This window comes from Comamonas composti DSM 21721, assembly GCF_000429845.1.
GTDB lineage: Bacteria > Pseudomonadota > Gammaproteobacteria > Burkholderiales > Burkholderiaceae_C > Comamonas > Comamonas composti.
Genome location: NZ_AUCQ01000002.1, coordinates 93757 through 117394 on the forward strand (window position 1 = coordinate 93757; position 23638 = coordinate 117394).

General features: G+C 55.4%; 14 protein-coding genes. 4 read left to right on the top strand and 10 right to left on the bottom strand.

Annotated features, from left to right (window positions below):
• Positions 1–12 precede the first annotated feature (12 nt).
• The 4 genes from G486_RS0102175 to G486_RS0102190 all read left to right on the top strand — a co-directional run bounded on the left by G486_RS0102175 (position 13) and on the right by G486_RS0102190 (position 6893).
• Entirely contained in the window at positions 13–2580 is a 2568-nt protein-coding gene (locus tag G486_RS0102175) for a secretin N-terminal domain-containing protein (protein WP_169728569.1), read from the top strand.
• A 462-nt stretch (positions 2581–3042) separates the two neighbouring features.
• Positions 3043–4479 carry an alkaline phosphatase gene (locus G486_RS0102180; RefSeq protein ID WP_027014058.1) on the top strand — a complete coding sequence of 479 codons (1437 nt, stop codon included), beginning with the start codon at positions 3043–3045 and terminating at the stop codon, positions 4477–4479.
• Positions 4480–4517: 38 nt separating this feature from the next.
• The gene (locus G486_RS0102185) at positions 4518–6026 is read left to right on the top strand and encodes an alkaline phosphatase (RefSeq protein ID WP_027014059.1); all 1509 of its coding nucleotides are present in this window, start codon (positions 4518–4520) and stop codon (positions 6024–6026) included.
• Positions 6027–6107: 81 nt separating this feature from the next.
• On the top strand, positions 6108–6893 hold the full coding sequence (locus tag G486_RS0102190) for a hypothetical protein (RefSeq protein WP_051303025.1): 786 nt from the start codon (positions 6108–6110) through the stop codon (positions 6891–6893).
• Between the two features lie 631 nt (positions 6894–7524).
• Here the strand turns inward: G486_RS0102190 and G486_RS0102200 are convergent.
• From G486_RS0102200 to G486_RS21340, 10 genes are all read right to left on the bottom strand, one after another.
• Positions 7525–9396, bottom strand: coding sequence for a hypothetical protein (locus tag G486_RS0102200; RefSeq protein ID WP_027014062.1), 1872 nt, complete (start codon positions 9394–9396; stop codon positions 7525–7527).
• Between the two features lie 1363 nt (positions 9397–10759).
• Complete coding sequence (locus tag G486_RS23885) at positions 10760–11191, bottom strand: hypothetical protein (RefSeq protein WP_156919855.1); 432 nt, start codon at positions 11189–11191, stop codon at positions 10760–10762.
• A gap of 1194 nt (positions 11192–12385) precedes the next feature.
• Complete coding sequence (locus G486_RS23310; RefSeq protein ID WP_084454981.1) at positions 12386–16507, bottom strand: class I SAM-dependent methyltransferase; 4122 nt, start codon at positions 16505–16507, stop codon at positions 12386–12388.
• Positions 16507–18030, bottom strand: coding sequence for an ABC transporter ATP-binding protein (locus G486_RS23315; protein ID WP_084454982.1), 1524 nt, complete (start codon positions 18028–18030; stop codon positions 16507–16509). Before G486_RS23315 ends, G486_RS23310 begins: the two co-directional genes overlap by 1 nt.
• On the bottom strand, positions 18020–18847 hold the full coding sequence (locus G486_RS23320) for an ABC transporter permease (protein ID WP_084454984.1): 828 nt from the start codon (positions 18845–18847) through the stop codon (positions 18020–18022). Before G486_RS23320 ends, G486_RS23315 begins: the two co-directional genes overlap by 11 nt.
• 147 nt (positions 18848–18994) lie before the next feature.
• Positions 18995–19864 carry a class I SAM-dependent methyltransferase gene (locus tag G486_RS0102250; RefSeq protein WP_027014066.1) on the bottom strand — a complete coding sequence of 290 codons (870 nt, stop codon included), beginning with the start codon at positions 19862–19864 and terminating at the stop codon, positions 18995–18997.
• The gene (locus G486_RS0102255; RefSeq protein WP_027014067.1) at positions 19861–20484 is read right to left on the bottom strand and encodes a DUF1415 domain-containing protein; all 624 of its coding nucleotides are present in this window, start codon (positions 20482–20484) and stop codon (positions 19861–19863) included. The genes G486_RS0102250 and G486_RS0102255 overlap by 4 nt, the downstream gene beginning before the upstream one ends.
• A 129-nt stretch (positions 20485–20613) precedes the next feature.
• On the bottom strand, positions 20614–21786 hold the full coding sequence (locus G486_RS0102260; RefSeq protein ID WP_027014068.1) for a deoxyguanosinetriphosphate triphosphohydrolase: 1173 nt from the start codon (positions 21784–21786) through the stop codon (positions 20614–20616).
• A gap of 65 nt (positions 21787–21851) precedes the next feature.
• Complete coding sequence (aroB, locus tag G486_RS0102265) at positions 21852–22943, bottom strand: 3-dehydroquinate synthase (protein WP_407059782.1); 1092 nt, start codon at positions 22941–22943, stop codon at positions 21852–21854.
• A gap of 1 nt (position 22944) precedes the next feature.
• A complete protein-coding gene (locus G486_RS21340) occupies positions 22945–23520 on the bottom strand; it encodes a shikimate kinase (RefSeq protein WP_051303031.1) in 576 nt (191 codons plus the stop codon).
• Between the last annotated feature and the right edge of the window lie 118 nt (positions 23521–23638).

A 23638-nucleotide genomic window follows, 5' to 3' on the forward strand; every position in this document is an offset into this window, starting at 1 on the left:
ACTATCCAGACCATGTTCATTCCGTCTTATCGACCGACTCTTGTTGCAGCTGCATGCTCCATCCTGGCCGGGTGCATTGCTTCCCCCCCGAAGACCCCCGACCCACTGATCTTCGATCGCTCCAAAGATCTGAATGCCGCCAGGGACCTGCGAGACGGCACCGGTGCCACGCCCATCGCCAAGGAAACCGCGATGCATACCGGCCCACGCCCACCCGAGCAGATCAGCGGCAACCTGCGCCCGCCCACCCCGGCCACCCGGGCCAGCGAGGAGGCCGGCGATATCACGGTATCGCTCGAACAAATGCCACTGGGCAACTTCATCCAGGCCGTGTATGGCGGCATCCTCGGGATGAACTACTCCATCGATGCAAGCATCAATGCCCGCCCCGACCTGGTCACCTTCCGCACGCCCAAGCCGATCAGCGCCGCCCGGCTGCAGGAGGTCTCAGGCCAGTTGCTGAAAAGCTATGGCATTGCGGTCCAGGATTTCGGCGGCTTGCTGAGGATCACGCCCAGCACCTCGATTTCCAGCACCCTGCCTCTGATCCGGCGCGGACGGGCCCAGCCCTCGGTGCCCCTGCCTCTGCGCCCGATCTTCCACTATGTGGAGACCGAAGCCGTCAAGCCCGAAACCTTCATGCCGACCTTGAAGAGCATGCTCAGCGACAAGGTCAAGGTCGAGACCACGCAGCAAGGGGGCTTGCTGATCAGTGGCCAGCCGGAAGACGTCCAGGTCGCGCTGGAACTGGTGCAGGTGTTCGACCAGCCCACCTTGCGCGGCCAGAACAATATGCGCGTCGTCCCCCGCTTCTGGGGCGCCGAGGAATTTGCACGCCGCCTCGGCGACGTGCTCAAGGCCGAGGGCTATGCGGTCAGCCTGCAGGCCGGCAGCAATGAGCCCATCACCCTGCTGCCGCTGCCGCCCATCAACAGCGTCCTCATTTTTGCCTCGAGCAAGGAGGCTCTGGCCCACGTCGTGGACTGGGTCAAGGAGCTTGACCAGCTCACGGCGGTGCAGGCCGGCAGTGCCTTCTTCACCTACCCCGTGCGCAATGCCGATGCACAAGAGCTCGCCAAGGCCCTCAACGACTTGATAGGCACCAGCACCAGTACCACTCAGACACAGCCTGTGAGCAGCGGCAGCAGCACGAGCAGCAGCTCGGCGCCGGGGGCCCAGACCCCACGCCAGCGACGCGTCGTGGTCAACAACGCGACCAACTCCCTGATCTTTCAGGGCGGCAGCCAGGAGGACTACCGCCAATGGCTGTCCCTGCTCTCCGAGCTCGACAAGCCGGTCAAGTCCGCCATGATCGACGTGCTGGTCGCGGAAGTCACCCTGAAGGACGACAACGACCTGGGCTTTTCCTGGAAGCTCGATCAGCTGGGCTCAGGCGCCAGCGCCGTGACGCTCTCGGGCACGACCTATGGCGTGAATGCCAACGGCGATGGCCTCAAGATCAATGCCCTGCTGGGTGGCAACCCCCTGAGGCAGCTGGCCATCAACGCCCTGGCCAGCAACAGCGAATCACGCGTGATCTCCAACCCCAAGATCATCACCCGCAACGGCGAGGCGGCAAACATCAATGTAGGCCAGGAAGTGCCTACCGTCACCAGCCAGGCCGTCACCAGCAACGGCGGCTTCATCGGCGGCAACAACAATGTGGTGCCGCAAACCGTGCAATACCGCAATACCGGTGTCCTGCTGAGGGTGCGGCCGGTGATCCATTCGGGCGACCGCATCGATCTGGAAGTCAGCCAGGAGGTCAGCAGCGCCGAAAGCACCGTCACCGGCGTGACCACCTCGCCGACCTTCCGCAAGCGCTCGGTCGAGACCAAGCTGACTTTGCGCGATGGGGCCACCGTCATGCTCGGTGGCCTGATCTCGGAAAACCACACCAACAGCGACGCCGGCGTGCCCTTGCTCAAAGACATCCCGCTGCTGGGCAACCTCTTCAAGAGCTCCAAGGTCTCGCGCGATCGCACGGAGATGATCATGCTCATCACGCCGTACATCCTCAACGACAGTGCCGACGCCGAAGCGGCAACCGATGCCTATCAGAACACGCTCAGCGAATGGTCGCAGAGCGTACGCGACCGCATCAACGCCGCGCGCAAGGCACGCCAGGCCCATGCCGAAACCCAGGTTTCGCCCTCCCCGGCCAAGCCAGTGACCGAGCGCACAGGCGCGGCCACGACTGATGCGCATGGCGCGCCCAAGGCCGTACAGCCAGAAGCGCCCAGCCCTGCAGCAGCTCCACCGGCCCCTGCCCCATCCACCCCACCACCATTGGCTCCGGCGCCATCCACCTCAGGCGCAAGCGGCAGCCGCATGATCAACATCAGCGGCCGCACTGCCGATGTCACGCAGCCACCCTCGGCAAATACGCCGAATACGCCTGCGGCGGCTGCCAGCCCTGCCGCCAGCGCGCCGGCCGATGCTGCATCCGCGCCGCCGGCCCCGCCCAAGAGCAGCAAATCGGCCCCCGACAATATCGGCGGAGTCGCAACCCCTGCAGGCGCCACCGTCGTCGAAGACCCTGAGCTTCTCAAGCAGTTGAGAGAAGCCTTCAAGCGCTGAAGGCGGACAAGCTCGCTCTTGCAACGCGTCGGAGCCCTGCGCGCCGCCGCGTTGCCGCGCCGACGGAATAAGCCTGCCCGAGCCATGCGGCTGCTCGGAGCGTATTCACGCTCTGAGCCTGGGCTCATGTCTATGGCTGCCTGCTGGCCATGACCGGCCTCCTTGCGTGCATGGCAGGCCAGTGGCCTGAGTTGGATGCTCATTGAACAAGCCAGCGACCCAGGACACCAGGGGCCCGCAATACGCTGACCCTCAGGCCAGCGCAGGCCATGGCTTTTCTGCCGCGCCGTCCCGGCCCACGCTCCCCCTTCATTCAAGCGGCTGATGCCCGAATGCGCATCGCCAGCCGCCGCTGTCACGCCAGCGTCACGCAGCTTCCCTAGAGTGCGCCCATCCGCCACCAAGGTGGGTTTTCGCCGTCATATCACTTGGCGGATCTGCCATTACTCGAGGGAATCTCGCATGAAAATGAAACTGTTGTGCAGCGCAATGGCTGCTGCTTCGTTGCTGCTAAGCGCTTGCGGCGGCAGCGATGACTCGACATCGACAACTCCACCTCTGCCCGAGACCAAGGTCCCGACCAAGAATGTGCTGTTCTTCCTGGGCGACGGCATGGGCATCACCACGATGACGGCTGCACGCATCTACAGCGTTGGCGAGGATGGCGAGCTGACCATGGACAAGCTGCCCGAAACGGCCTTTGTCCACACCTTCTCCAATGATGCCCAGGTCACGGACAGCGCGCCTTCCATGGCCGCCTACATGACGGGCGTGAAGATGAACAACGAGGTCATCTCCATGACCGCCGACACCACGTCGGTGGATGCCAATGGCAACTCCTACCAGAGCAACTACGACAGCACCTGCCCCAGCACCAACGGCAAGGCCGTGCCCACGCTGCTGGAGCAGATGAAGGCTGCCGGCTACGGCACGGGCGTGATCTCCACGGCGCGCATCACCCATGCCACGCCTGCCGCCACCTACTCCCACGTCTGCCACCGCGACGCGGAGAACACCATTGCTGCAGCCCTGGTGCCTGGCGGTGCCGGCTACAACGCCAGCCTGGGCGATGGCGTGGACGTGATCCTCGGCGGCGGCTCCCGCCACTTCACGCCCAAGGAAGACGGCGGCAAGCGCAACGACAAGCGCAACCTGATCACCGAGCTGAAGACGCAAAAATACAGCTACGCCTCCAATGCGACCGAGTTCGCCAAGCTGCCCGTGGACGGCACCAAGATCGCGGCACTGTTCACCAAGGACCACATGGCTTACGACCTGGATCGCAAGCCTGCCGACGAGCCCAGCCTGGCCGAGATGACGGGCAAGGCCATCGATGCGCTCACGGCCAAGAAAAAGGGCTTCTTCCTCATGGTCGAAGGCGGCCGCATCGACCATGCACTGCATGCCACCAACGCCAAGCGCGCCCTGCAGGACACCGTGGCCTTCGACGATGCCATCAAGACGGCTCTGGAAAAGATGGAGAAGGTCGACCCCGGCCTCAAGAACACGCTGGTCGTGGTGACGGCAGACCACGACCATACGCTGCACCTCAACGGCTACAACAAGATCACGGGCAAGACCACGCCCACGAATCCCGGCATTCTGGGCCTGGTCAAGAACTACGTGAATGGCGCGACCGAAACCGACGTCAACGGCAAGACCTTCACGGTCATGGGCTTTGGCAATGGCCCCAGCCGCGTGGCCACACGTGAGAACGTGGACGAGACCATGGCTGCCGGCAACGACTACCTGCAGGAAGCCATCGTGCCCCTGTCGTCCGAGACCCATGGCGGCGGCGATGTCTTCCTCGGTGCCCAGGGCGCAGGCGCGGAGAACTTCTCGGGTGTGATGGACAACACCAAGGTCTTCGAGCTGATCAAAAAGAGCATCGGTCTGTGATGCTGGCCCGCACCTCCAAAGCTCTCAAGGAATTTCACATGCACTCGATCTTTCGCAAAACCTCTCTCGCCCTGGCCGCGGCCGGCACGCTGGCCTTGCTGGCTCCTGCTGCGCACGCCGCCGGCGAGGCCAAGAACATCATCTTCTTCCTGGGCGACGGCATGGGCCCGGTCACGGTCACGGCCGCCCGCATCTACAAGGGCGAGAAGCAACTGGCTGAAAAACCCGGCTCGCTCAAGAGCAGCGAATACGCGCAACTCCAGATGCAGTCCCTGGCCTATGCGGCACGCATCAAGACCTTCTCCAAGGATGGTCAGACCACGGACAGCGCACCCTCCATGGCCGCCTACATGACAGGCGTGAAGATGAACAACGAAGTCATCTCCATGTCGGCCGACACCAAGGCCTACGATGCCTCGAATGCCCAGTACATCAATGGCGAGGACTCGACCTGCCCGACCACGAATGGCACACCGGCCACCACGCTGCTGGAGCTGGCCAAGGCCCAGGGCCGTGCCGTGGGCGCAGTCTCGACCACCCGCGTAGGCCATGCCACACCGGCCGCCACCTATGCCCACATCTGCAACCGCAATGGCTACAACACCATTGCCGAGCAGTCGGTGCCCGGCCATGCCAACTACAACGCCAAGCTGGGCGACGGCATCGATGTGCTCATGGGCGGCGGCCAGCGCAACTACCTGCCCAAATCGGTCAACGCAAGCAGCAAGCGCTCGGACGATGCCAATCTGGTGGACATGATGAAGACCAAGGGCTACTCGTACGTGAGCAAGGGCTCCGAGCTGGCAGCGCTGGATGCGACCAAGGCCGGCAAGCTGCTGGGCCTGTTCACGCAAAGCGAAATGGCCTATGAGCTCGACCGCGTCAAGCAAAACCTCGACGAGCCCAGCCTGTCCGACATGACGACCAAGGCCCTGGACGTCCTGAGCCAGAACAGCAAGGGCTTCTTCCTCATGGTCGAAGGCGGGCGCATCGACCACGCCCTGCATGGCACGAACGCCAAGCGCGCGCTGGAAGACACCCTGGCCTTCGACAAGGCCATAGAGAACGCCATGGCCTACATGGAGAAAAAGGATCCGGGCCTCAAGAACACGCTGATCGTGGTCACGGCCGATCACGACCACAACATGGTGTTCAACGGTTACTCCAAGCTCGGCAATCCCATTCTGGCCAAGGTCAACGACTACCAGAGCGGCGAGATCACCAAGGCCAATGACGGCAAGCCCTACACCACGCTGTCCTTCGGCAACGGCGGCCGGGCAGCGGCCGGTGCCGTCAACTCCGACGACAAGCAGCCCTGGATCTCGCCCGAGCGCGGCGCAGCACGTGCCGACCTGAGCCAGGTCGACACCACGGCAGACAACTATCTGCAGGAAGTCGGCATCGAGCTCAAGGGCGGCCCCGGCTCCGAGACCCACGGCGGCGGCGACGTCATGCTGTTCGCCGGCGGCGCAGGCGCCAAGATCTTCAAGGGCACCATGGACAACACCAAGGTGTTCTCCAAGGTCAAGGAAGCGGCCGGCCTGTAATTGCAACCCCTTGGCCCAGGCCAGGATGACCGGAGCCCGGCTGCATGCCGGGCCCCGGTTTTTTCGTATCTGTAAAGACTCATGAACCAGACATTCCTCAACCCCACCCCCTTGCGCAAGGCGCTCGCCCTGGGCCTGCTGGCCTGCTCGATGACGGTCTTGGCTGCAGCCGATAACGGCAAGCCCGCGCCTGCGGCGCCCCAGGCCGAGCCGCTGGCACGCAGTGCTGCGGCCGTGCAGGCCGCGCCCGAGCTGGATTTGCGCATCACCTACGAAGCCATGAACATCGGCAGCGACGGCGTACAGCGCGACAGCCGCTACACCAACCGCGTCTACCGCCGCAAGGGCCAGCTGTGGATAGAGCGCGAACTGCCGGCTGCGCTGCGCCACAGCCAGGAGCACGGCCATGAGGAAGCGCCAGGCGCACATGCCGGCCATGCGCATGAGGACGCGCGCGGCGCTCCCCTGTCGATTCGCCGCCTCGAAGACGGCAAGACCAGCGTGGACCTGGTGCTGGCCAAGAAACGCCGCCTGATCTCGGTGGATGAGGCCCACCACGGCAATGTCGGCTGGGGCGGCTCGTTTGAAAACTCCTACTGGATTGTTCCTCCTGCGGCGCTCGCGAAAATGGAGCGGCTTGGCAAGCCCCAGGGCGGAGTGCAAAAGTACAAAAGCCAGGCAGGCGAGCACACGACCATCGTCGACTGGGATCTGGCCGGCCAGTTCGCACGCCGCGTGGAACGCAAGGACGGGCACGGCACGGAACGCATCGTGGTCACGGCCGTCCGACAGCCCACGCCATTGGCCCAGCCCTGGAAGTCGCTCCAGGGCTATGAGCACGGCGACTATTCCGACCTGTTGGATTAATCAAAAATAGAAGCGGCTAGCGCTTGTCCAGCCTTGATTTCAAATCATAAACAATCTGAAATCAAGGCTGGACAAGCGCTAGCCGCTCTCAAATATGCTGTGCCCAATCCCCGGCACGGCTGCAGCCTGGCGCGCAGACCCACACTGCCGCCTGCCCGGACATTCTTCGGTCAGCACCGACCCTTGGCATCGGATCGTGATGCCGCAGCCGGCCAGGCCGATGGCTGCACGCACTCAGCCAGATTGATAAAACCTGCGCATCAGATCGCAATTCCCGCGTGCCCGGCACGAATGGCCTCAGGCCATTGCGCTCCTTGAGCGCCTAGCCCCTGACACCTGATGTCTGATGCCCGCGCACAAGGCTGTCAAAGCCACGCCCTCGGCGCCCCGGACAAAGCTGGCATAACCATCGCACCGCCCGTACAGCCCGGTGATCAGCCCTGTACTGCACGCTGCACGGCCATATAGCTGCATCGGCAAAACAGGAATCCGGCCCTCCACTGCCTCGCAATGGCCCCACTGCTCAAGGCTAGGCGCCTTGGCCATGGCGAAAAACAAAGTCAAAAAAAATGGCCCCTAGGGGCCATTTTTTGAAATCACAGGCCTGTATCAGGCCTGCTTGCAAGGCAATTTACTTGCCGATGCCAACCAGCGCGTCCTGCGAGATAGGCTGAGCGTCTATCGCGTTATCAGGCGTACGGTTGTTGGATGCATTCTCGAAGTCCACGCCTTGAGCGTTGGAAGTATCGAGCACCACACCGCTGGGGTAGGAGATGAAGCTTTGCACGCGCAGCGTGGAGCCCGTGTTCGACACGATACGCAGACGGTCACCTTGGGTCGGGCCCGAGGAAGAAACTGCAGTACCGGCTTCGGACGTGTAGGTCGACAGAGCACCAAACGGGTTGGCGCTGGCAGCTGCGTTGGTCAGCTTGGCTTCGATCTCGCGGCTGCTCAGGTTCAGGGTCTGACGGGGAGTCAGATCCGTCAGCTTGCCCCAAGGACCGTACTTGCCGCTGGCGTAAATGATCTGGCCGTACACGTCAGCGTTCTGGGTTTCGCTGTTGTTGATCACGCGGACCAGCGACTGAGGACCCGTATCGCCATAGGTGGCATACGAAGCGTAGTTACGCACGTCGATCTTGATGCCACCACCAATACCGGTCAGCGAACCCTTGCAGCTATTGTTCTGCTCGCTGTAGTCCACGCCGGAACCAGCAGGCGACTTCACGATGGTTGCCGTAGCTGTTACACCCGAAGTTTGCGGGATCAGCGTGTTGGCAGGGAAAGCAGCCCAGACGTAAGCACCATTGGCCAAGGCCACTGCATCAGCAGCGGTGGTGACCTTGATCACGGCTTGCGTGCCAGCTGCGTTCACCGTCGCCGATGCACCGACAGCCACGCCAGCAGTGGTGAACACACCCACCTTGGTGTTTTGGGCCCAAACTGTGGGCAGGTCAACCGTCACATCGAAGGACTGGAACTCAACAGCACCGACATTGGCAGCTGCAGGGTTGGTTGTCACAAAGTCACCAGCCACGAAAGGTGCAAGCAGGGTGGCAGCAGGCGTAGCACGGCTATAGCTGTTCACGTAATTGGTGTCCAGACCATTGGCACGCTGGGTCACCTTGACCCGGCCCATCAAGTGGAGCAGGTTGTTGTTGCCTGCAAAGGCGGTAGGAGCAACCAGATTGGTGGGAGCAGCAACCAGGCTGGCCCAGTTGCCTTCGTTCGAACCATTCAGACGGAACGTCTTGTTCTGGGTCTGTGCATCGGTCAGCGAGGAAGTGGGAGCCGCGAAGAAATCGATCTTCAGGTTCTGCGTGAAGTTCAGCAGACGTGCCTTGTTGGTCGAACCTTGACGGTTGTGCTCGGAGTCAGGCGATTCACCGGCTTGCAGCTGGGCTGCACCAATGTGGTTGGTGTAGTGCTTGAACTCGATGTCCAGATTGGTATCAGGAGCCACGCAAGCGGTCTCACCTGCCACCGAGAACAGGCCGGTGATACCGGTGTTGCCGGCGCCCAGAGTCTTCAGCGAGTTCAGCGTGAAGATGGGGTTCTTCAGCAGGTTGGCTGCATCAACAGGAATCGTCACGTTGAATGCCAGCGTCTTGCCATTGTTGGTCACAAAGGCATCGATCGTGGTACCAACGGGGAAAGCCGTGATAGGTGCATTGTTCGTGTCCATGGCGTTCACGGACAGAGGGCCAGTAACGGGGTTCACGCTGATCAGCGCATCGGCGGCGGTGATGAGGTTGCCGCTACCCACGGGCCATTGGCCCTTGTCCAGGGTGTACTGCAACTGCAGGCGCTGCTCGTCGGTACGAGCATCGACATCACCAGCAAAGTTGTAGGCCTTGGAAGGAGCCGCAACGACTTGGGTGTCGCTCTTGATGACTTCGATCGCCAGCGTGGACGAGGAAGAGCTAATTTGACCAGCGTGTACGGCACCAGTTGCCACGGCCATCAGACCTGCGACAGCCAAAGCGACTTTGGACAGTTTCATTAAAAACCTCTTTGTAAAGTTGGAACTTGTTCAGCTTTCGGGCCTTTGCCAGAGCACACCCTAGCCAGACAGAAAACCGAGAGGAAGCCAAGGTCTCTGCAACCCTAAGATTCCAAGCGGTGATCGATTATAGAAAGAAAAATTTTTCACCTTGTTTCCATCAACACAAATTCACATGGATGTTTGCTTTTGACAACACCATTCCAGAGCTACATCGATCCATTGGCCTGTCATTGTGATAGGTGACAAAAATTGGCGTAGACACGTCGTTTCAAGGGGGTCTAGACACCAACATGACCCGCTTTTCACAGGCCCACAAAAAACCACAATTTTTACTCAGGAATAGAGGCCGGCCACAGCATCACCCCGCAGAAGGCCACAGCAGCCACCAAGCAAGCACAAGAACTGGACCGAGCCCGCCAACAAGCCCAACTGTTGACACTCAAGCGCGAGCTCACCCAGGTGCCTGATCCCGCTTCCAGCCTGATGGCTGCCGAGAGCGGGTTTGCGCCGCCTTCGCCTTGAAGAGCATCTACAGATAAACAGTGAAAGCCATCGTCTGCACTCAGGCACGGCAGCACCCATAAATTGTTCACCCCCACTAAGAGCGTGTTTACGATCTCTACGCTGCCGCGTTGGAGCGCAATCGGGATGAGTTCAAAGCGATGGGGCGCAGCTTGCACCGGGGTGCAAGCAAGCCACAGCGCGAAGAAATCGCCCGATTTCGCTCCAACCCTTCGGGCCAGAGCCTTTGCGGGCGGTCTGCAGCGTTGCGAATCCTCGCAATAGCACGGCTATTGCTGCGGTGTCGCGCCTTGCATCCCATCCCGCACAGACACTGGCGCGGCACCGAGGAGATCGTAAACACGCTCTAAGAAAGCAGGCAATGCCCGGAACGTTTGAGAGCCAAGCCTTGCAAGTCGCAAATGCGCATCCAGCATGAGCGCCGATCACAGCACAACCCCAGCCAAGACAGATCTAGCCCACGCACGACCCACTCAAAAAAACCCCAATGAAATCAACAAACTAGATTCAAATCACGAAAAATATTCACAAAGCAAGAGAATAGATTTAAATAATTGATATGATATTATTTAACCCGTAAATTATTTAAAATAAATTTACGTTTAACACTTATCAAGAATAATCACAACAACTGAATGTAAATTTTTATACTGAATTGATCGCGCCGAATCACTCGGAAGATTCAATTTTGAAAAGCGATATCTGAGCCTCAGATAAATATCAGCCGCACACCAAAAACGGCTCCAGCCTTATGCCAACGGACCGGTCAGACGTATCTGTGCTTCGCATAGATGGCTTCATGCGCCCAGTGCTGGGCTTCACGTGATCTGGCAATACTTCAGCCGTCAGGCCTGCCCTTCGCCTCGAGAATTCGTAAGTCATTGACCTGGCTCGAAGAATTTCGGGTTGATGCACTCGGAACTTGCCGGATTGGCAGTACCTGCTTTCTTCCAGACTCCTCCGAGAGCCCAATGGGCCCCAAGCTGTCACCACAGCAGACTGCTGCACCCCAGCTGAACGGCTGTGCCTGCAGCACACCTTTGATGCCTCCGAAGCTGTGATCAACCTCTTGGCGGAAAAACCGTACCCGCAGTTCTTTTGCGGTGAGAGCTGCCTTCAGAGCAATACCCTCGATCCATCCAGAAAAAGGCGTCGAGGCGCTGTTGACGACCAGAATCAACCTAGGCCGCTCGACGTGGCGTGGAGATCCGGGAAACCAGCGCACACAATCGGTGATCGTGAATACCACCGACAGCCGCTTGTTGGGCAAGAGTCGCCTGCATCTGGTCAAGGGGACCGAGGACAGCAGACTGCCCGATAAGCAAGTAACACCGCGGTTGACCACGTAGATCGGTCGCTACGCGCACGTCAAGCAGTTCAAGCGCATGCGCCGGGCACACACTGCGTACCCACGTCGGCCGAGCACACCGCCAGGAGCCCGCCAACGGCACATCCAGCCCGAAGCAACGAAGGCCAAGATTCACGATCTGCTGCAACGATCCGGCTGCACCTCACGCAGCGCACGAAAGACGAAAGCAAGCTATACGCCCTCCCTGCGCTAGAAGTGGATTGTGAGATCCCAAACTTGCCCTGGTGCAGGCCCCGGGCCGCCAGCCAGATGCCTACACCAGCGTGCACCAGTGCCTTGATGCGGATCATTGCCACAGCACCTCAAGCAAGCCCTGCAACGCGCAGGAGCACTCGGCAGCCGCGGCCGCCGAGTGACCGTCACACGGGCGCCGTGATGACAGCGCTCGATGCGGATGTGTGATGAGGGAGTTGCCGATGCAGAATCGGGGGCAGCTTGCGCACTCGCTGCCTGCGGTGAGGGTGCATCACCGGCGCGCCCAGCGTCATCGCGGCGAGGCCAGACACGCCACTGGCATGCGGGCGATGAGCCAGGGTGCCAAAACAGGCTGAGTGTTGATCACAGGCATAGCAGCCGTGTCGCAGTGCTCAGCGATGCGGCACGCAACTGCGGGTGCCGTATAGCAGGTGATCCAGATGCTGCCCCTTGAGCCAGCGATGCAGCACGTTGCACTCATGCCATGTTCACGCGCCGTGGCGGCAATCGATGCGCCAGGCTGCAGGCACGTGGCGATCAGCCCGGCCTTGAACTTCGCGCCGTAGATCCGGCGCGTGCGAGGAACCCAATAGCGCGATGGGGAAGTCTCTTGAGGGATGGTGTGCACGATGGTGCTTGGAAGTCCTCATTCAGGGTAGATCGGATTACCGGCCGCTTACGGTTCATCAGCTCTCCATGGCCATGGCAACCGTATGAACGAAGGTTTAACTGGCCATGGGCTTGGCGCTTGCCCAATGGCCTGATTGAAGCGGCAAAAGTTGTGGTCTGTACTTTGCAGGACCGGCTACATGGCATTCTGCCCCCTCGACTAGGGGACCACTTCTGGCTGGAAATCAAGAGTTTCAAACCCGAGCCAAACCCACTGAAACACTTCACTTTTCAACTAACCACCTTTGCAGCTTGAAACTCCACCACCATACGCTGCAGCCCCGCTTGCGCTTCAGAGATCATGCTGGAGTATTGAACATTGTTGAACCCCCACAATGAAGACTGCACTTCCTCCGCATGACCAACTAAAAATGGTAGCGCCACAGCAACTCGCAGTGCGCCGTGATTTTGAAGATGCGCGTCGATAGTGTTGACATGCGGATCTTCATTATCGGCATCCCACTTCGCCAAGGCACGCAGTGCCGAAGGAGCATAAATATTGTGAACCATACTCGTCATACGATCCAATACAACTAAAGTGAGGCCTTGATATTCATGTACAGCCAAGACTTGCGTTTTAGGATGAATTTGTGCAATCAACCCTGCAAAGACATCCCATTCTTGTGAATTTTCGCTCAACCATTGCATTACCAATGCCTTGCGATCTTCATAGAAATGGTCTAAAGCCACATCATCTTCAGATATCTCAAGATACGGCACTCCCTCCTGAAGAGCTTTTCTTGCCATGTACTGATAGCTCAAAGCACAACCACGCCAGCCGGGAACATATCGCACACCCTCAAACAATTGAGCATGCCCCATTCGCGTAGCAGTTTTTTCCAGGAAATAATCTCGACGCAGATAAGTCTCTGGCATGCTTAAAACCAGCTTTGATGCAGGCAGGGAAAACATTGCTGTCGCTCTCTCCCATTGCTTTGGAGTCAGCAATTTTATTCCCAACAAAGCACGATACAACATGAACTTAAAATGCTGCGCACTAGTCTCCACCACAGTCTCTATAGACTGAGAAATAGCTTCAGGCTTGTTTTTAATTTGCTCCAACTTGTGCGCCACAGTTTTCACGAGAGCGTCGATATCTCCAATGGGTGAGAAATCAACAGCATCACTATCCAACAAATGCTGATGATCTTGCATATCGGAGCTGCTTTCCGAGACTACAGGAACACCCAAAGACAAACACTCATAGATACGCGTAGTCTCCAGCAATGCTCCTTCATAGTAATGAATATTGACAACTAGACTTGCTCCTTTAATCGCCAGATACAAGTCCTCTCCAAAAAGATTCCCCTCTACGCGCACATTAAAATTCTGACGTAAAACATTCAGCATCTCTTGACGTCGAGGAGCATTTATATCGCCATAAAATAGCACATCACATTTTTTATTTTTCTCATCATCATCATTATTTTCCCTACCTTGCTGCCAAATTACATTAGAGTAACTTGGCAGTCCTCCTATTGGAAGCAGAAAGGTATGCGGATAAGATATTCCTTTATCACCGAGAAATCGAAGATTACTCTGCGCATAATCCAATACAGCCAAAGACTCTTCTAATATTGAAATATATTTGGATGTAAACCAACGTGAGCTAACGCTCTGCTCCATCTGGAATGCAATGCGCTGCTGCCCCGGTGGCAGTTGCTTAAACATCTGAGGACAAAGCACAATATAGTAATCAAGATCAAAGCTTTTCTGCTCACCTATCAGCACGGCAACATCTATATCTATCTCAGTCAATGCTTGTTCTATCAGATGAGCTACAAACACTGTATGAGAAGTGGCTATAACTCCTATACTGAGGCCAGCATTACCATTACGCAGCAAAGATTTTTGACGCAAAGCTTCACGCCTTATTTGCCGAGCTCTTCGTCGCAACCCTGAGATATCTCCCCTTGCAACATATCGAATTGCATTACGTGCTCGCCTCAATATCTTGGCTAATTGATATCCCCCAAAGCGACGTGCAATACGACCCAAAAATCTTAGGCCAGATGTCCAGCGCCAGCTTCGTGAGCTCATTAATGCATTGATCTGCTGCCGCTCATGCCGAATGGTGCTGTTTAGCTCTAAAGCATTTCGCTCCAGAATTGAAATTCTATCCTCTAGTCGAACAGCATCCCGCTCGCGCTCATTGATCTGATTTTGCAACTGATTATTGGCCTGATTGAGAGTCAGGATATCAGTATCCAGCTTTTCAATCCACTGATGCCGCTGCTCGCCTGCGGCCTGCAAGTGCTGTTCTCTATGGGTAGAGTCTTTGAGCTGGATATTCAGCATCAGCACTTCAGCTCGCCTTTCGAGTCTAGCCCCCAAGCTGCCAAACATCGCTAGCGCTTGACTTTGCAAGCTCTCCTGCTTTGCATCACATAAATCCAGCAACTCCTGAGGCTGACTCGGACCGACCAGTAGTACCCCTAAACCATTACTGTGCGGGAAATGGAAGCTGGGATATTTCTCCGATAGCTCAGCCCACAGGCGATGTACGCCAAAATCATCTCGATAGACATTGGTGTCATGAAAAAGGACAACCCCACGCTCTGAAATCTTTGGCAACCAAGTTTCAAAGTCATGGCGCACAGCCTCGTAAGTATGCAATCCATCGATGTGCAAAAGATCAACCGATCGCGGTGCAAAATAAGGTAACGCATCATCGAATGTCATGCGCAAGAGCATGGAAAACCCTGTGTAATGAGGATCATGTGCTCGACACAGACTTTCGTAAATACTTTCATCATAAGCACCGGCATGGGCATCACCTTCCCATGTATCTACAGCCCAAGCACGCGTAGGCAAGTCATTTTCCAAAATAGCCTGACAGAAAGCCAAATAAGATATTCCAGAATAAGTTCCTAGCTCAACCAAAGTGCCTGGCTTTTGAATGGAAAGTAGCCACGCTGCGAATGGAATATGTCCAGCCCAAGGGGCAGGATGTGTCAGGTGATGAGGTTCCAAAAAAACAGAAGACTCTATAGAAAAGGCAGAGCGTTTGGGGGCGTTCATATGATTAAGATTATTATGACTATTAATTATTTCTATTTCAGAAGCAGAAGCAGCAACAGCAGCAGCAGCAGGAGCAGGAGCAAAAATATGCCCACCATCCAATGCAGCTTTGACGATATCGCACAATGGTGATTTTTCGCTTGCCATGGAGCGAGGAAGCCAAGGAGACAGCAAACTCAATAGATGGAGCGGAGCTTTCCATTCAGGCAGACGCTGCCTGAGCATTCGACACACCTGAACCAACTCAGCATACTGACGTCGTTGCAAGGCCGTCTTCAATATTTGAGCAATAACGCTTTGATATTTTGAATGCTCTGACAAAGCGGAGATTTTCCAAATAGAGTCAGGCATTGCCCAAGAGGAATTGCTGAAATCTTCCCCTAAAGGAAAGGAATCTTGTGATGGAAATGCCAGTGCACGTAAATAATGCAAACGCATTGGCTCAGGCATTTCACCAAAATGAATTACAGGCTTGCGCAACTGCGGTACCAGGTAGGCTTCTCCCCGGATCGCTTGATACTGGATGCACCAACGCTCCCAATCCTGAAGAGCTTTGCTCAGACTTGAATTTGTTGCAGTTCCACCATGAGTTTGATGAAAGGTAGCTTCGCCGAGGAGGAGCACACATTGCGCGTGCTCTTGCTCCAGTGCTCTCTTGCACATATCAAGATTGACTAACCCTCCACCCGGAAGATCAAATTTTTCGTCATAGCCTCCAAGGATTTCCCATTGGTTACGATGCATGAAGAGCGCATTAAATTCTGCAATCTGCGCATACCAACCATCGATGGAAGATTCATCCATTGCAGAAATACTGTAGAGCTGGTAGCCATCTCTTCGCCAGTCCACGCTCTCCAGTAAAATATCTTCCTGATGTTTATCGTAGCCTTGGGCTATAGATTGGCGTTGAAAATCATAGCCTAAATACCAGCCAAGAGCGCCAACAACCGCAACAGGAGTAGACTGACAAGCACTTAAAGCATAACCAAGCAAACCTGGGGTGCACATACGAGCACCGTCGATCATCACACCGACATAATCTCCGCGCACTTTCGCCAAGCCTCGATTAATGGCTGCGGCGGGAGATGGACTCGCATTTTCTATACGTATCAGCCTATACTGATTAGGCCATGCCTGCCATGCTTCCCATAAATCACTATCAACTGGTTCATCTGAGCCATTATCAACGACAATAATCTCATAATCCTTAGGATTAATATTCCTTTGGTAGTGTGGAGCCAAAGTATAGAGTGTACGCGGCAGTTCTCTCGCGATATTATAGGCAATGATCACGATGGATAGACGTGGCTTATGATTATTTTCATCCACCATTACAACTGTCCTCCGGCACCTGATACTCTCACATCCTCTTTCGGAGGAAAAGTTTGCATGACCACTTCCTGCATTGGAATACCTATCAAGGCTCCAAAAACACTACTGCTTTGTGAAGTAAAGTGCAATGCGTCATGAATCCAATGGTGTTGAATAAAAGACTCTTGCGTTCCTTCAGCAAAAGAGACCGTAATTGAATAGTCTCCCACATTCAATCGCGGCATATCAAAAACAAATCGCGCCGTCAAATAATTTCCAGCAGGAAGAAGAAAGTATTCATCACAATAACTCAGCCAAGTATTTTCGCCAAAAATATTCTGACCCAAACGATCTTTTAGATAAAATCCAACAATAGGTGATTCAATATCAGCATGAGCCTTTACTTTAACTTCAAGAGTAATAGTTTCTCCACCAATAATATATGCAAGGGGTTTTCCTTCCATATTGCCAAAGTAGACATTTTCAATTGTTGCCAAGCCCGTATGAAAAGAATTAGCACCAACATCAAAATCAAAGACACGAATATCGTTACGTAGAACAGAGCGATCTAACAGGTCTGAGCGAACATCTTTTTTTGTCTGATTTGAAAAAAATCCTTTTGGCACTTTATTAGCTGAATTTTCTTTATTTTTTGGCTCAATATTTTTATCATTGGAAATATTTATTTCATCTGCAGCTGATTTATGAGAAGAATCACCATCCTGATCATCAACATCCTTGCTCATCTGCCCAAATAGCTCCTCGATATAAAGATCACATGCAGCCCGAGAATCCCCAGCGTAACGCAATATACCCTTATCAATCCAAACAGCATCAGTGCATAAATTTTTTACAGCACCAAGATCATGACTAACAAAGAAAACCGTCCCAGTCGCCATGAACTCTCTGAGAAAACGCATGCATTTCTGTGTGAAAAAAGCATCTCCTACGGCGAGGGCTTCATCAATGATCAAAATATCAGCATCTACATGGGCGATAACTGAAAACGCCAATCGCACCATCATTCCACTGGAGTAATTTTTAACTGGCTGATCTATGAAATCACCTATATCAGCAAACGACTCAATAGCAGAGAATTTAGACCGAGTAATCTCTTCGCTTTGACCAAGAATGCTTGCATTAAAATAAACATTCTCACGCCCCGTAAAATCCGGATTAAAACCCGACCCAAGCTCTAACAAAGCCGCAACACGCCCATTTACTTCGACATCACCAGCAGAAGGGTATAGTGTTCCGCAAATAATCTGAAGCAATGTCGATTTTCCAGATCCATTACGGCCAATAACGCCTACGGTTTGACCTCTGGTTACCTCAAAAGATATATTTTGAAGTGCCGAAAATTCTCGAAAATATTGCTTATTTTCTAATCTAAAGAATTTTCTCAATTGCGGGAAAACAAACTGTTTCAGTCGCTGAATTGGTGTGTCATAGATTTGATACTTCTTGGAAAGCTCACGAACACGAATTGCAACTTCACGCTCATTATTTTGCGGCTTGCTCTCCTTGCCATTTTCAAAGAACATCAGCAAATCCCTTACGCGTTTTCTGAAACCACTTAAACCCGATTAGTGAAAACAAAAGAGAAATCAAAAAATACAAAAAAAGACCCCATATATTTGGCATCTCACCAAAAACAAGAACCCCTCTGACTTGCTCTATAATAAATGTCAAGGGATTGGCTTGCATCCAGGGTTGAAAATTTTCAGGCAATGACTTCAAAGGAAAGAAAACGGGAGACATGAATAACAAGACCGATGTTAATAAGGTCATAACCTGACCTATATCCCGAATAAAAACCCCCAGAGATGCAATTATCCATGCCAAGCCCTGAGTCAAAACAAGCAAAGGGGTCATGACAACAGGGAAAAGCAATACAGTCCATGAAAGTGATTTATTCACAACAAACTGAGCAACTAATAAAACGCAAAGACTTACAAAAACCTGGAAGCAAGCCACCAACAAATGAACAACGGGTAAAACCTCCAGAGGAAAAACAACTTTTTTCACATAATTTACATTACCCAAAATCAATTGAGGAGCTTTATTAATAACCTCAGCAAAAAAACCATATACAATCAACCCCGCAAACAAAACAATAGCAAACTCTCCACGACCAGCCTCTTCTACACCCCAACGAGCCTTGAAAATCACAGAAAAGACAAAGGTATAGATAGCCAGCATGAAAAGTGGATTCAGCAAGGACCAAAATATCCCCACAAGAGAACCACGATAGCGCCCTGAAATCTCCCGGCGAGTCATGCGAAAAATAAGCTGTCTATTGCACCAAACTGCCTTCAACATTCCAATGAAAGAAGATGGGTGTGCTGCATGTGGATTCATGACTGATATCTATATAATTCTTCTATTTAATGGCCATATATGATCAAGGATCAGTATAGCCATGGCGAAATGCCAGCTCACTTTATCTAAGCACATGCGGGCAACAGGATTGTTGCTTTCAGCAAACAACTCACAGAGCATCGCACCCTAGATCACCTGCTCCAACGCATAACGGTGGGCCAATGCTTGCTCAAGGCCAAACTCCGCCAGCAGAGCTTGAAGGCGCTCTGCACTGCTGCGCTTTTTCTGGCCTGTGTGCCTGGCGATGATGAGTTCGTTTTTCATGCTGTGCTCCCAGCCCACAAGTTCTGTGACAGTCACCTGATAACCGCAGGCTTCAAGATGAAGACAGCGCAACACATTGGTTAGCTGACTGCCAATTTCACGCGTGTGCAAGGGATGGCGCCACAGTTCAGCCAGGGGCGTGCGCGCCAGACTCAAGGCTTTGTTCTGTCGCAGACAGGCTGCGACCTCGGCCTGACAGCAGGGCACGATGACCATGGCTCCGGCCTTCTTCTCAAGTCCGAACGCGATCGCATCATCAGTAGCCGTATCGCAGGCATGCAGGGCCGTGACCACATCGAACGCCTCGGGCATGGCCTGGGTTCGGGCAGACTCGGCCACCGACATGTTGAGAAAGCTCATGCGCTCAAAACCCAGCCTGGTTGCCAGCTTCTGCGAGGCCTCCACCAAGGGAGCCCGCGTCTCTATGCCGTAAATATGGCCACACCCCAAAGCCTTGAAATAGAGGTCGTAAAGAATGAAGCCCAGATAGGATTTTCCCGCGCCATGATCTGCCAGACTCAATGCGCAGCCGCTATTGGAGAGCTCTTCGAGAATCGGAGCAATGAATTGATAAAGGTGATAGACCTGTTTGAGCTTGCGTCGTGAGTCCTGGTTGATCCGCCCCTCACGCGTGAGGATATGCAGCGCCTTGAGTAACTCTATGGACTGGCCCGGCCTGAGCTCCAGTTGCTGCGCCAGATCCTGTTCAGGCTTAGTGTGGCGGGGCTTCATTGAATCTCGCCCGGCTTAGCAGCGGCCTGAACCATGGGACACCGAGGCCCCACATCCAGCTCCAGCCACCCCTCTAACCCCAAACCTTCCAACACCCCGATGTTGCGTTCGTAAATAGTCTCGGCCTCGGGGAAGACCTCCACGGCCTTGTCTATGCTGTCCTCACGCAACAGGTGCAAGGTGGGATAGGGTGCACGGTTAGTGCAGTTGGTCACGTCGTCCACATCCGTTCCCTCAAACTGGAATTGCGGATGAAACGAGGCCACCTGGAGAATCCCTCCCAGGTCAAGCTCCTCGATCATGGCATCGGCGATTTCCAGAAAGTCGTTGAAGTCCAGGAAATCGGCCAGCGCCTCAGGCAGTACGAGCAACGTGGTATCGCGCTTATCGGGTGAGGATTCAGCCAGGGCCTCAAGCTCTCGATGCAGGTCTTGGGCCACGCCTTCAGCATCGCTGGCCCGGCTGACTACATAATGGATCTGACCTTTGACATGCACGCTCTTGGCAAAAGGACACAGATTCAGTCCGATCACGGCTTTTTCTAGCCAGCGCACCATGTCCTGGATGATGAGGTCAGGCGGAAATTCCTGAGAGCGGATATCGTTGCTAGAGTCGGTCATGGCTGTGCCTCTTTAAAATGCAAACGGGGGCGCTGCCGCCCCCAGACATTGCGCAGCCGTCCGGGAATCCCTTCCTGCCCTGGCACGCTAAATGCGTATTTTAGCGGCGGGCCCAAGAAGAAGGCGGGATCAACCGAGCAAACGCCGTCCAGAAACCAGCTCATGCTCTCTCGCAGCATAGCGATCCGTCATCCCCGCAATAAAGTCTGCAACAGCACGCGCCCGCTCGGACATGTTCTTTGCCCGTCTGGCTCTTTGCACGAAGCGCGGTTGCATGCGCTCAGGCTCCAACATGTAGGCCGCAAACAACTCGCCAATTATTTGCTGGGCCTGCTCCATGGTGCTCACAACCCGGGGGTGACGGTAAAGATGGCAAAACAGAAACTGCTTGAGTTGCAGGGAATCGTTTCTCATGTCTTCGCTGAAGCTCAGCAGCGCAGCACCGTGGGCTCGTACTTCCTGTACCGATTGCGGCTTGAGCTGTTCTAGTTTCTTGCGCGTGGCATCGATGACGTCATAGACCTGTTCGCTGAGCATGCGGCGTATGCTTTCGTACAACAGCCGGCGCTCCGCCTCGGGCATGGCAAGCGTCGGATACTCGGCCAGAGTGGCATGGTGATAGCGCGCAAACAATGGCACGGACTCGCACAGCTGGGCCATGCTGATCAACCCCGAGCGCACGCCATCATCTACATCGTGTGCGTTATAGGCAATGGCATCAGCCAGGTTGCACAACTGGGCCTCCAGCGATGGCTGAGTAGCATCCAGGAAGCGCAAAGCCACGCCGCCGGGCTCCTGCTCGATAAGCTTTTGCGCATTCGAACGAGAGCAGTGCTTGAGAATGCCCTCGCGGGTCTCGAAGGTAAGATTCAGGCCATCAAACTCGGGGTAACGCTCCTCGAGCTTGTCGACTACGCGCAGGCTTTGCAGGTTGTGCTCGAACCCGCCATGCAGACGCATGCAGGCATTGAGTGCATCCTGCCCTGCATGACCGAATGGCGTATGGCCCAGATCGTGGGCTAGGCTGATGGCTTCAACCAGATCCTCATCGAGCTGCAAGGAGCGCGCAATGGAGCGGCCAAGTTGGGCCACCTCCAGCGAATGCGTGAGCCGCGTGCGAAACAGGTCCCCCTCATGATTCATGAAGACCTGGGTTTTGTAGACCAGCCGCCTGAAGGCCGAGGAGTGGACGATACGATCGCGATCACGTTGAAAATCGCTGCGCGTGGGCGCTGCAGCTTCTTCAAAGCGCCTTCCCCGGCTTTGCGCCGGGTGACAGGCATAGGGAGCCAAGGTCTGCATGCATTGCCTCGTTGTGCGCATGCAGCTCACTGTAGCAGTTCGACCGCTACAGCCTGATGTGATCGTCAGATGCAGCAGGCGTCGATGACTTCGCGAACCAAGTCATCAGGTGCGGATTGCACCACGGCCTTGCCAGGACCGTCTATGAGTACGAAGCGAATCTCGCCAGCCTGAGACTTTTTGTCCACGCGCATGAGCTCCAGATAGCGCCCCGCATTGTCCTTTTCGTCGATAACCGCCCCCTTGGCAGGCAAGCCTGCACACTCGATCAGCCGGCGAAGGCGCTGCACAAAATCCTGGTCAACCAAGTTCAGCCGCTGCGACAGCTCGGCCGCCATGACCATGCCTGCACCCACACCTTCACCATGCAGCCATTTCCCATAGCCCATACCCGCCTCCATGGCATGCCCGAAGGTGTGGCCAAAATTGAGAATGGCACGCAGGCCGGCTTCCTTTTCATCCTGGCCCACGACCTCGGCCTTGATCTCCACGCTGCGCTTGACTGCCTGGCTCAAGGCAATGGCATCGCGGGCCAACAGAGCTGGCATATTCGCCTCAAGCCAAGCCATGAAGCCCATATCGGCAATCGGGCCGTATTTGATGACCTCCGCCAGACCGGCGCTGAGCTCGCGTTGCGGCAAGCTGACCAAGGTCTCCAGATCGCACACCACCAGCTGCGGCTGGTAGAAGGCTCCGATCATGTTCTTGCCCAGCGGATGATTGATGGCCGTCTTGCCTCCCACAGAGGAGTCGACTTGGGCCAGCAAGGTGGTCGGCACCTGCACGAAGGGCACACCGCGCATATAGCAAGCAGCAGCAAAGCCGGTCATGTCGCCGATCACACCACCACCCAACGCAAACATCAGAGTCTTGCGATCACAGCCATGGGTGAGCAAAGCATCGAAGATCAGGTTCAGCGTCTGCCAGTTTTTGTGCTCTTCGCCATCGGGCAGGACCACGGTCTGGATGTTTTTATAACGTGGCTGAAGCACGGCACGCAACCTGGCCTCGAACAAGGGGGCCACGGTTCCGTTGCTCACGATCACGGCCTGGGCCGCAGCCGGCAAGCCTTGATAAATAGCCGCATCGGACAAAATGCCGCTACCTATGGCAATCGGATAGCTGCGCTCGCCCAAGTCAATTTCTATGCTCTCCAAATCAATTCTCCTTATTTGCGTGCCTAGCACCATCGGCCTCTGACTGTTTTTGCAAGCGCTCCAGTTGCTGCAGCACATTTTGCGCCACCTGCACCGCCGGCCTCCCTGCCTCGTTCACGACAAGACCTGCCACCTCCTCGTACAAAGGGCCTCTTTGTGCATGCAAATCCAGCAAACGCTGCATGGGGTTGTGAACCTGCAGCAAGGGGCGCTGTGTATCGCCGTGCAGGCGCTTGGCAATTTCCTCGGGGGCGGCACTCAGATAGACCACGAAGGCATGCGCTCCAAGCTCTGCCCGATTTGCTGGCCTGAGCACGGCCCCTCCGCCGGTCGCAATCACCATTTGGCGCTTATCTCCCAGCAGACCTGCAATGACCTGCTGCTCGACGTCCCTGAAGGACTCTTCACCATGCTGCGCAAAAAAATCACGAATGCTGCTTCCAAGGCGCTGCTCTATGACCGCGTCCGCATCGATAAACGGTAACGACCAGCGACGCGCCAGTTGGCGCCCTATCGTGGACTTGCCCGAACCCGGCAAACCTACGAGTGCAATATGTTTATCTGTGAAAAAAATCATGACCCAGCCTGTTTGCAACCTCAGGACACGGCCTGAAGACAGCGCGCATTGTGCAGGATCCGGCAGGCCAGGACGCAAAAAAGGCCTGGTGCATGCAAGCGCCCAGGCCTTGAGGAAT

Coding starts and splice junctions, on each gene's coding strand:
- G486_RS21340 (WP_051303031.1), bottom strand. CDS start 23,520: ATGATTTTTTTCACAGATAAACATATTGCACTCGTAGGTTTGCCGGGT.
- G486_RS23310 (WP_084454981.1), bottom strand. CDS start 16,507: ATGGTGGATGAAAATAATCATAAGCCACGTCTATCCATCGTGATCATT.
- G486_RS0102250 (WP_027014066.1), bottom strand. CDS start 19,864: ATGAAGCCCCGCCACACTAAGCCTGAACAGGATCTGGCGCAGCAACTG.
- G486_RS0102255 (WP_027014067.1), bottom strand. CDS start 20,484: ATGACCGACTCTAGCAACGATATCCGCTCTCAGGAATTTCCGCCTGAC.
- G486_RS0102185 (WP_027014059.1), top strand. CDS start 4,518: ATGCACTCGATCTTTCGCAAAACCTCTCTCGCCCTGGCCGCGGCCGGC.
- G486_RS0102260 (WP_027014068.1), bottom strand. CDS start 21,786: ATGCAGACCTTGGCTCCCTATGCCTGTCACCCGGCGCAAAGCCGGGGA.
- G486_RS0102190 (WP_051303025.1), top strand. CDS start 6,108: ATGAACCAGACATTCCTCAACCCCACCCCCTTGCGCAAGGCGCTCGCC.
- G486_RS23315 (WP_084454982.1), bottom strand. CDS start 18,030: ATGTTCTTTGAAAATGGCAAGGAGAGCAAGCCGCAAAATAATGAGCGT.
- G486_RS23320 (WP_084454984.1), bottom strand. CDS start 18,847: ATGAATCCACATGCAGCACACCCATCTTCTTTCATTGGAATGTTGAAG.
- G486_RS0102180 (WP_027014058.1), top strand. CDS start 3,043: ATGAAAATGAAACTGTTGTGCAGCGCAATGGCTGCTGCTTCGTTGCTG.
- G486_RS0102175 (WP_169728569.1), top strand. CDS start 13: ATGTTCATTCCGTCTTATCGACCGACTCTTGTTGCAGCTGCATGCTCC.
- G486_RS0102200 (WP_027014062.1), bottom strand. CDS start 9,396: ATGAAACTGTCCAAAGTCGCTTTGGCTGTCGCAGGTCTGATGGCCGTG.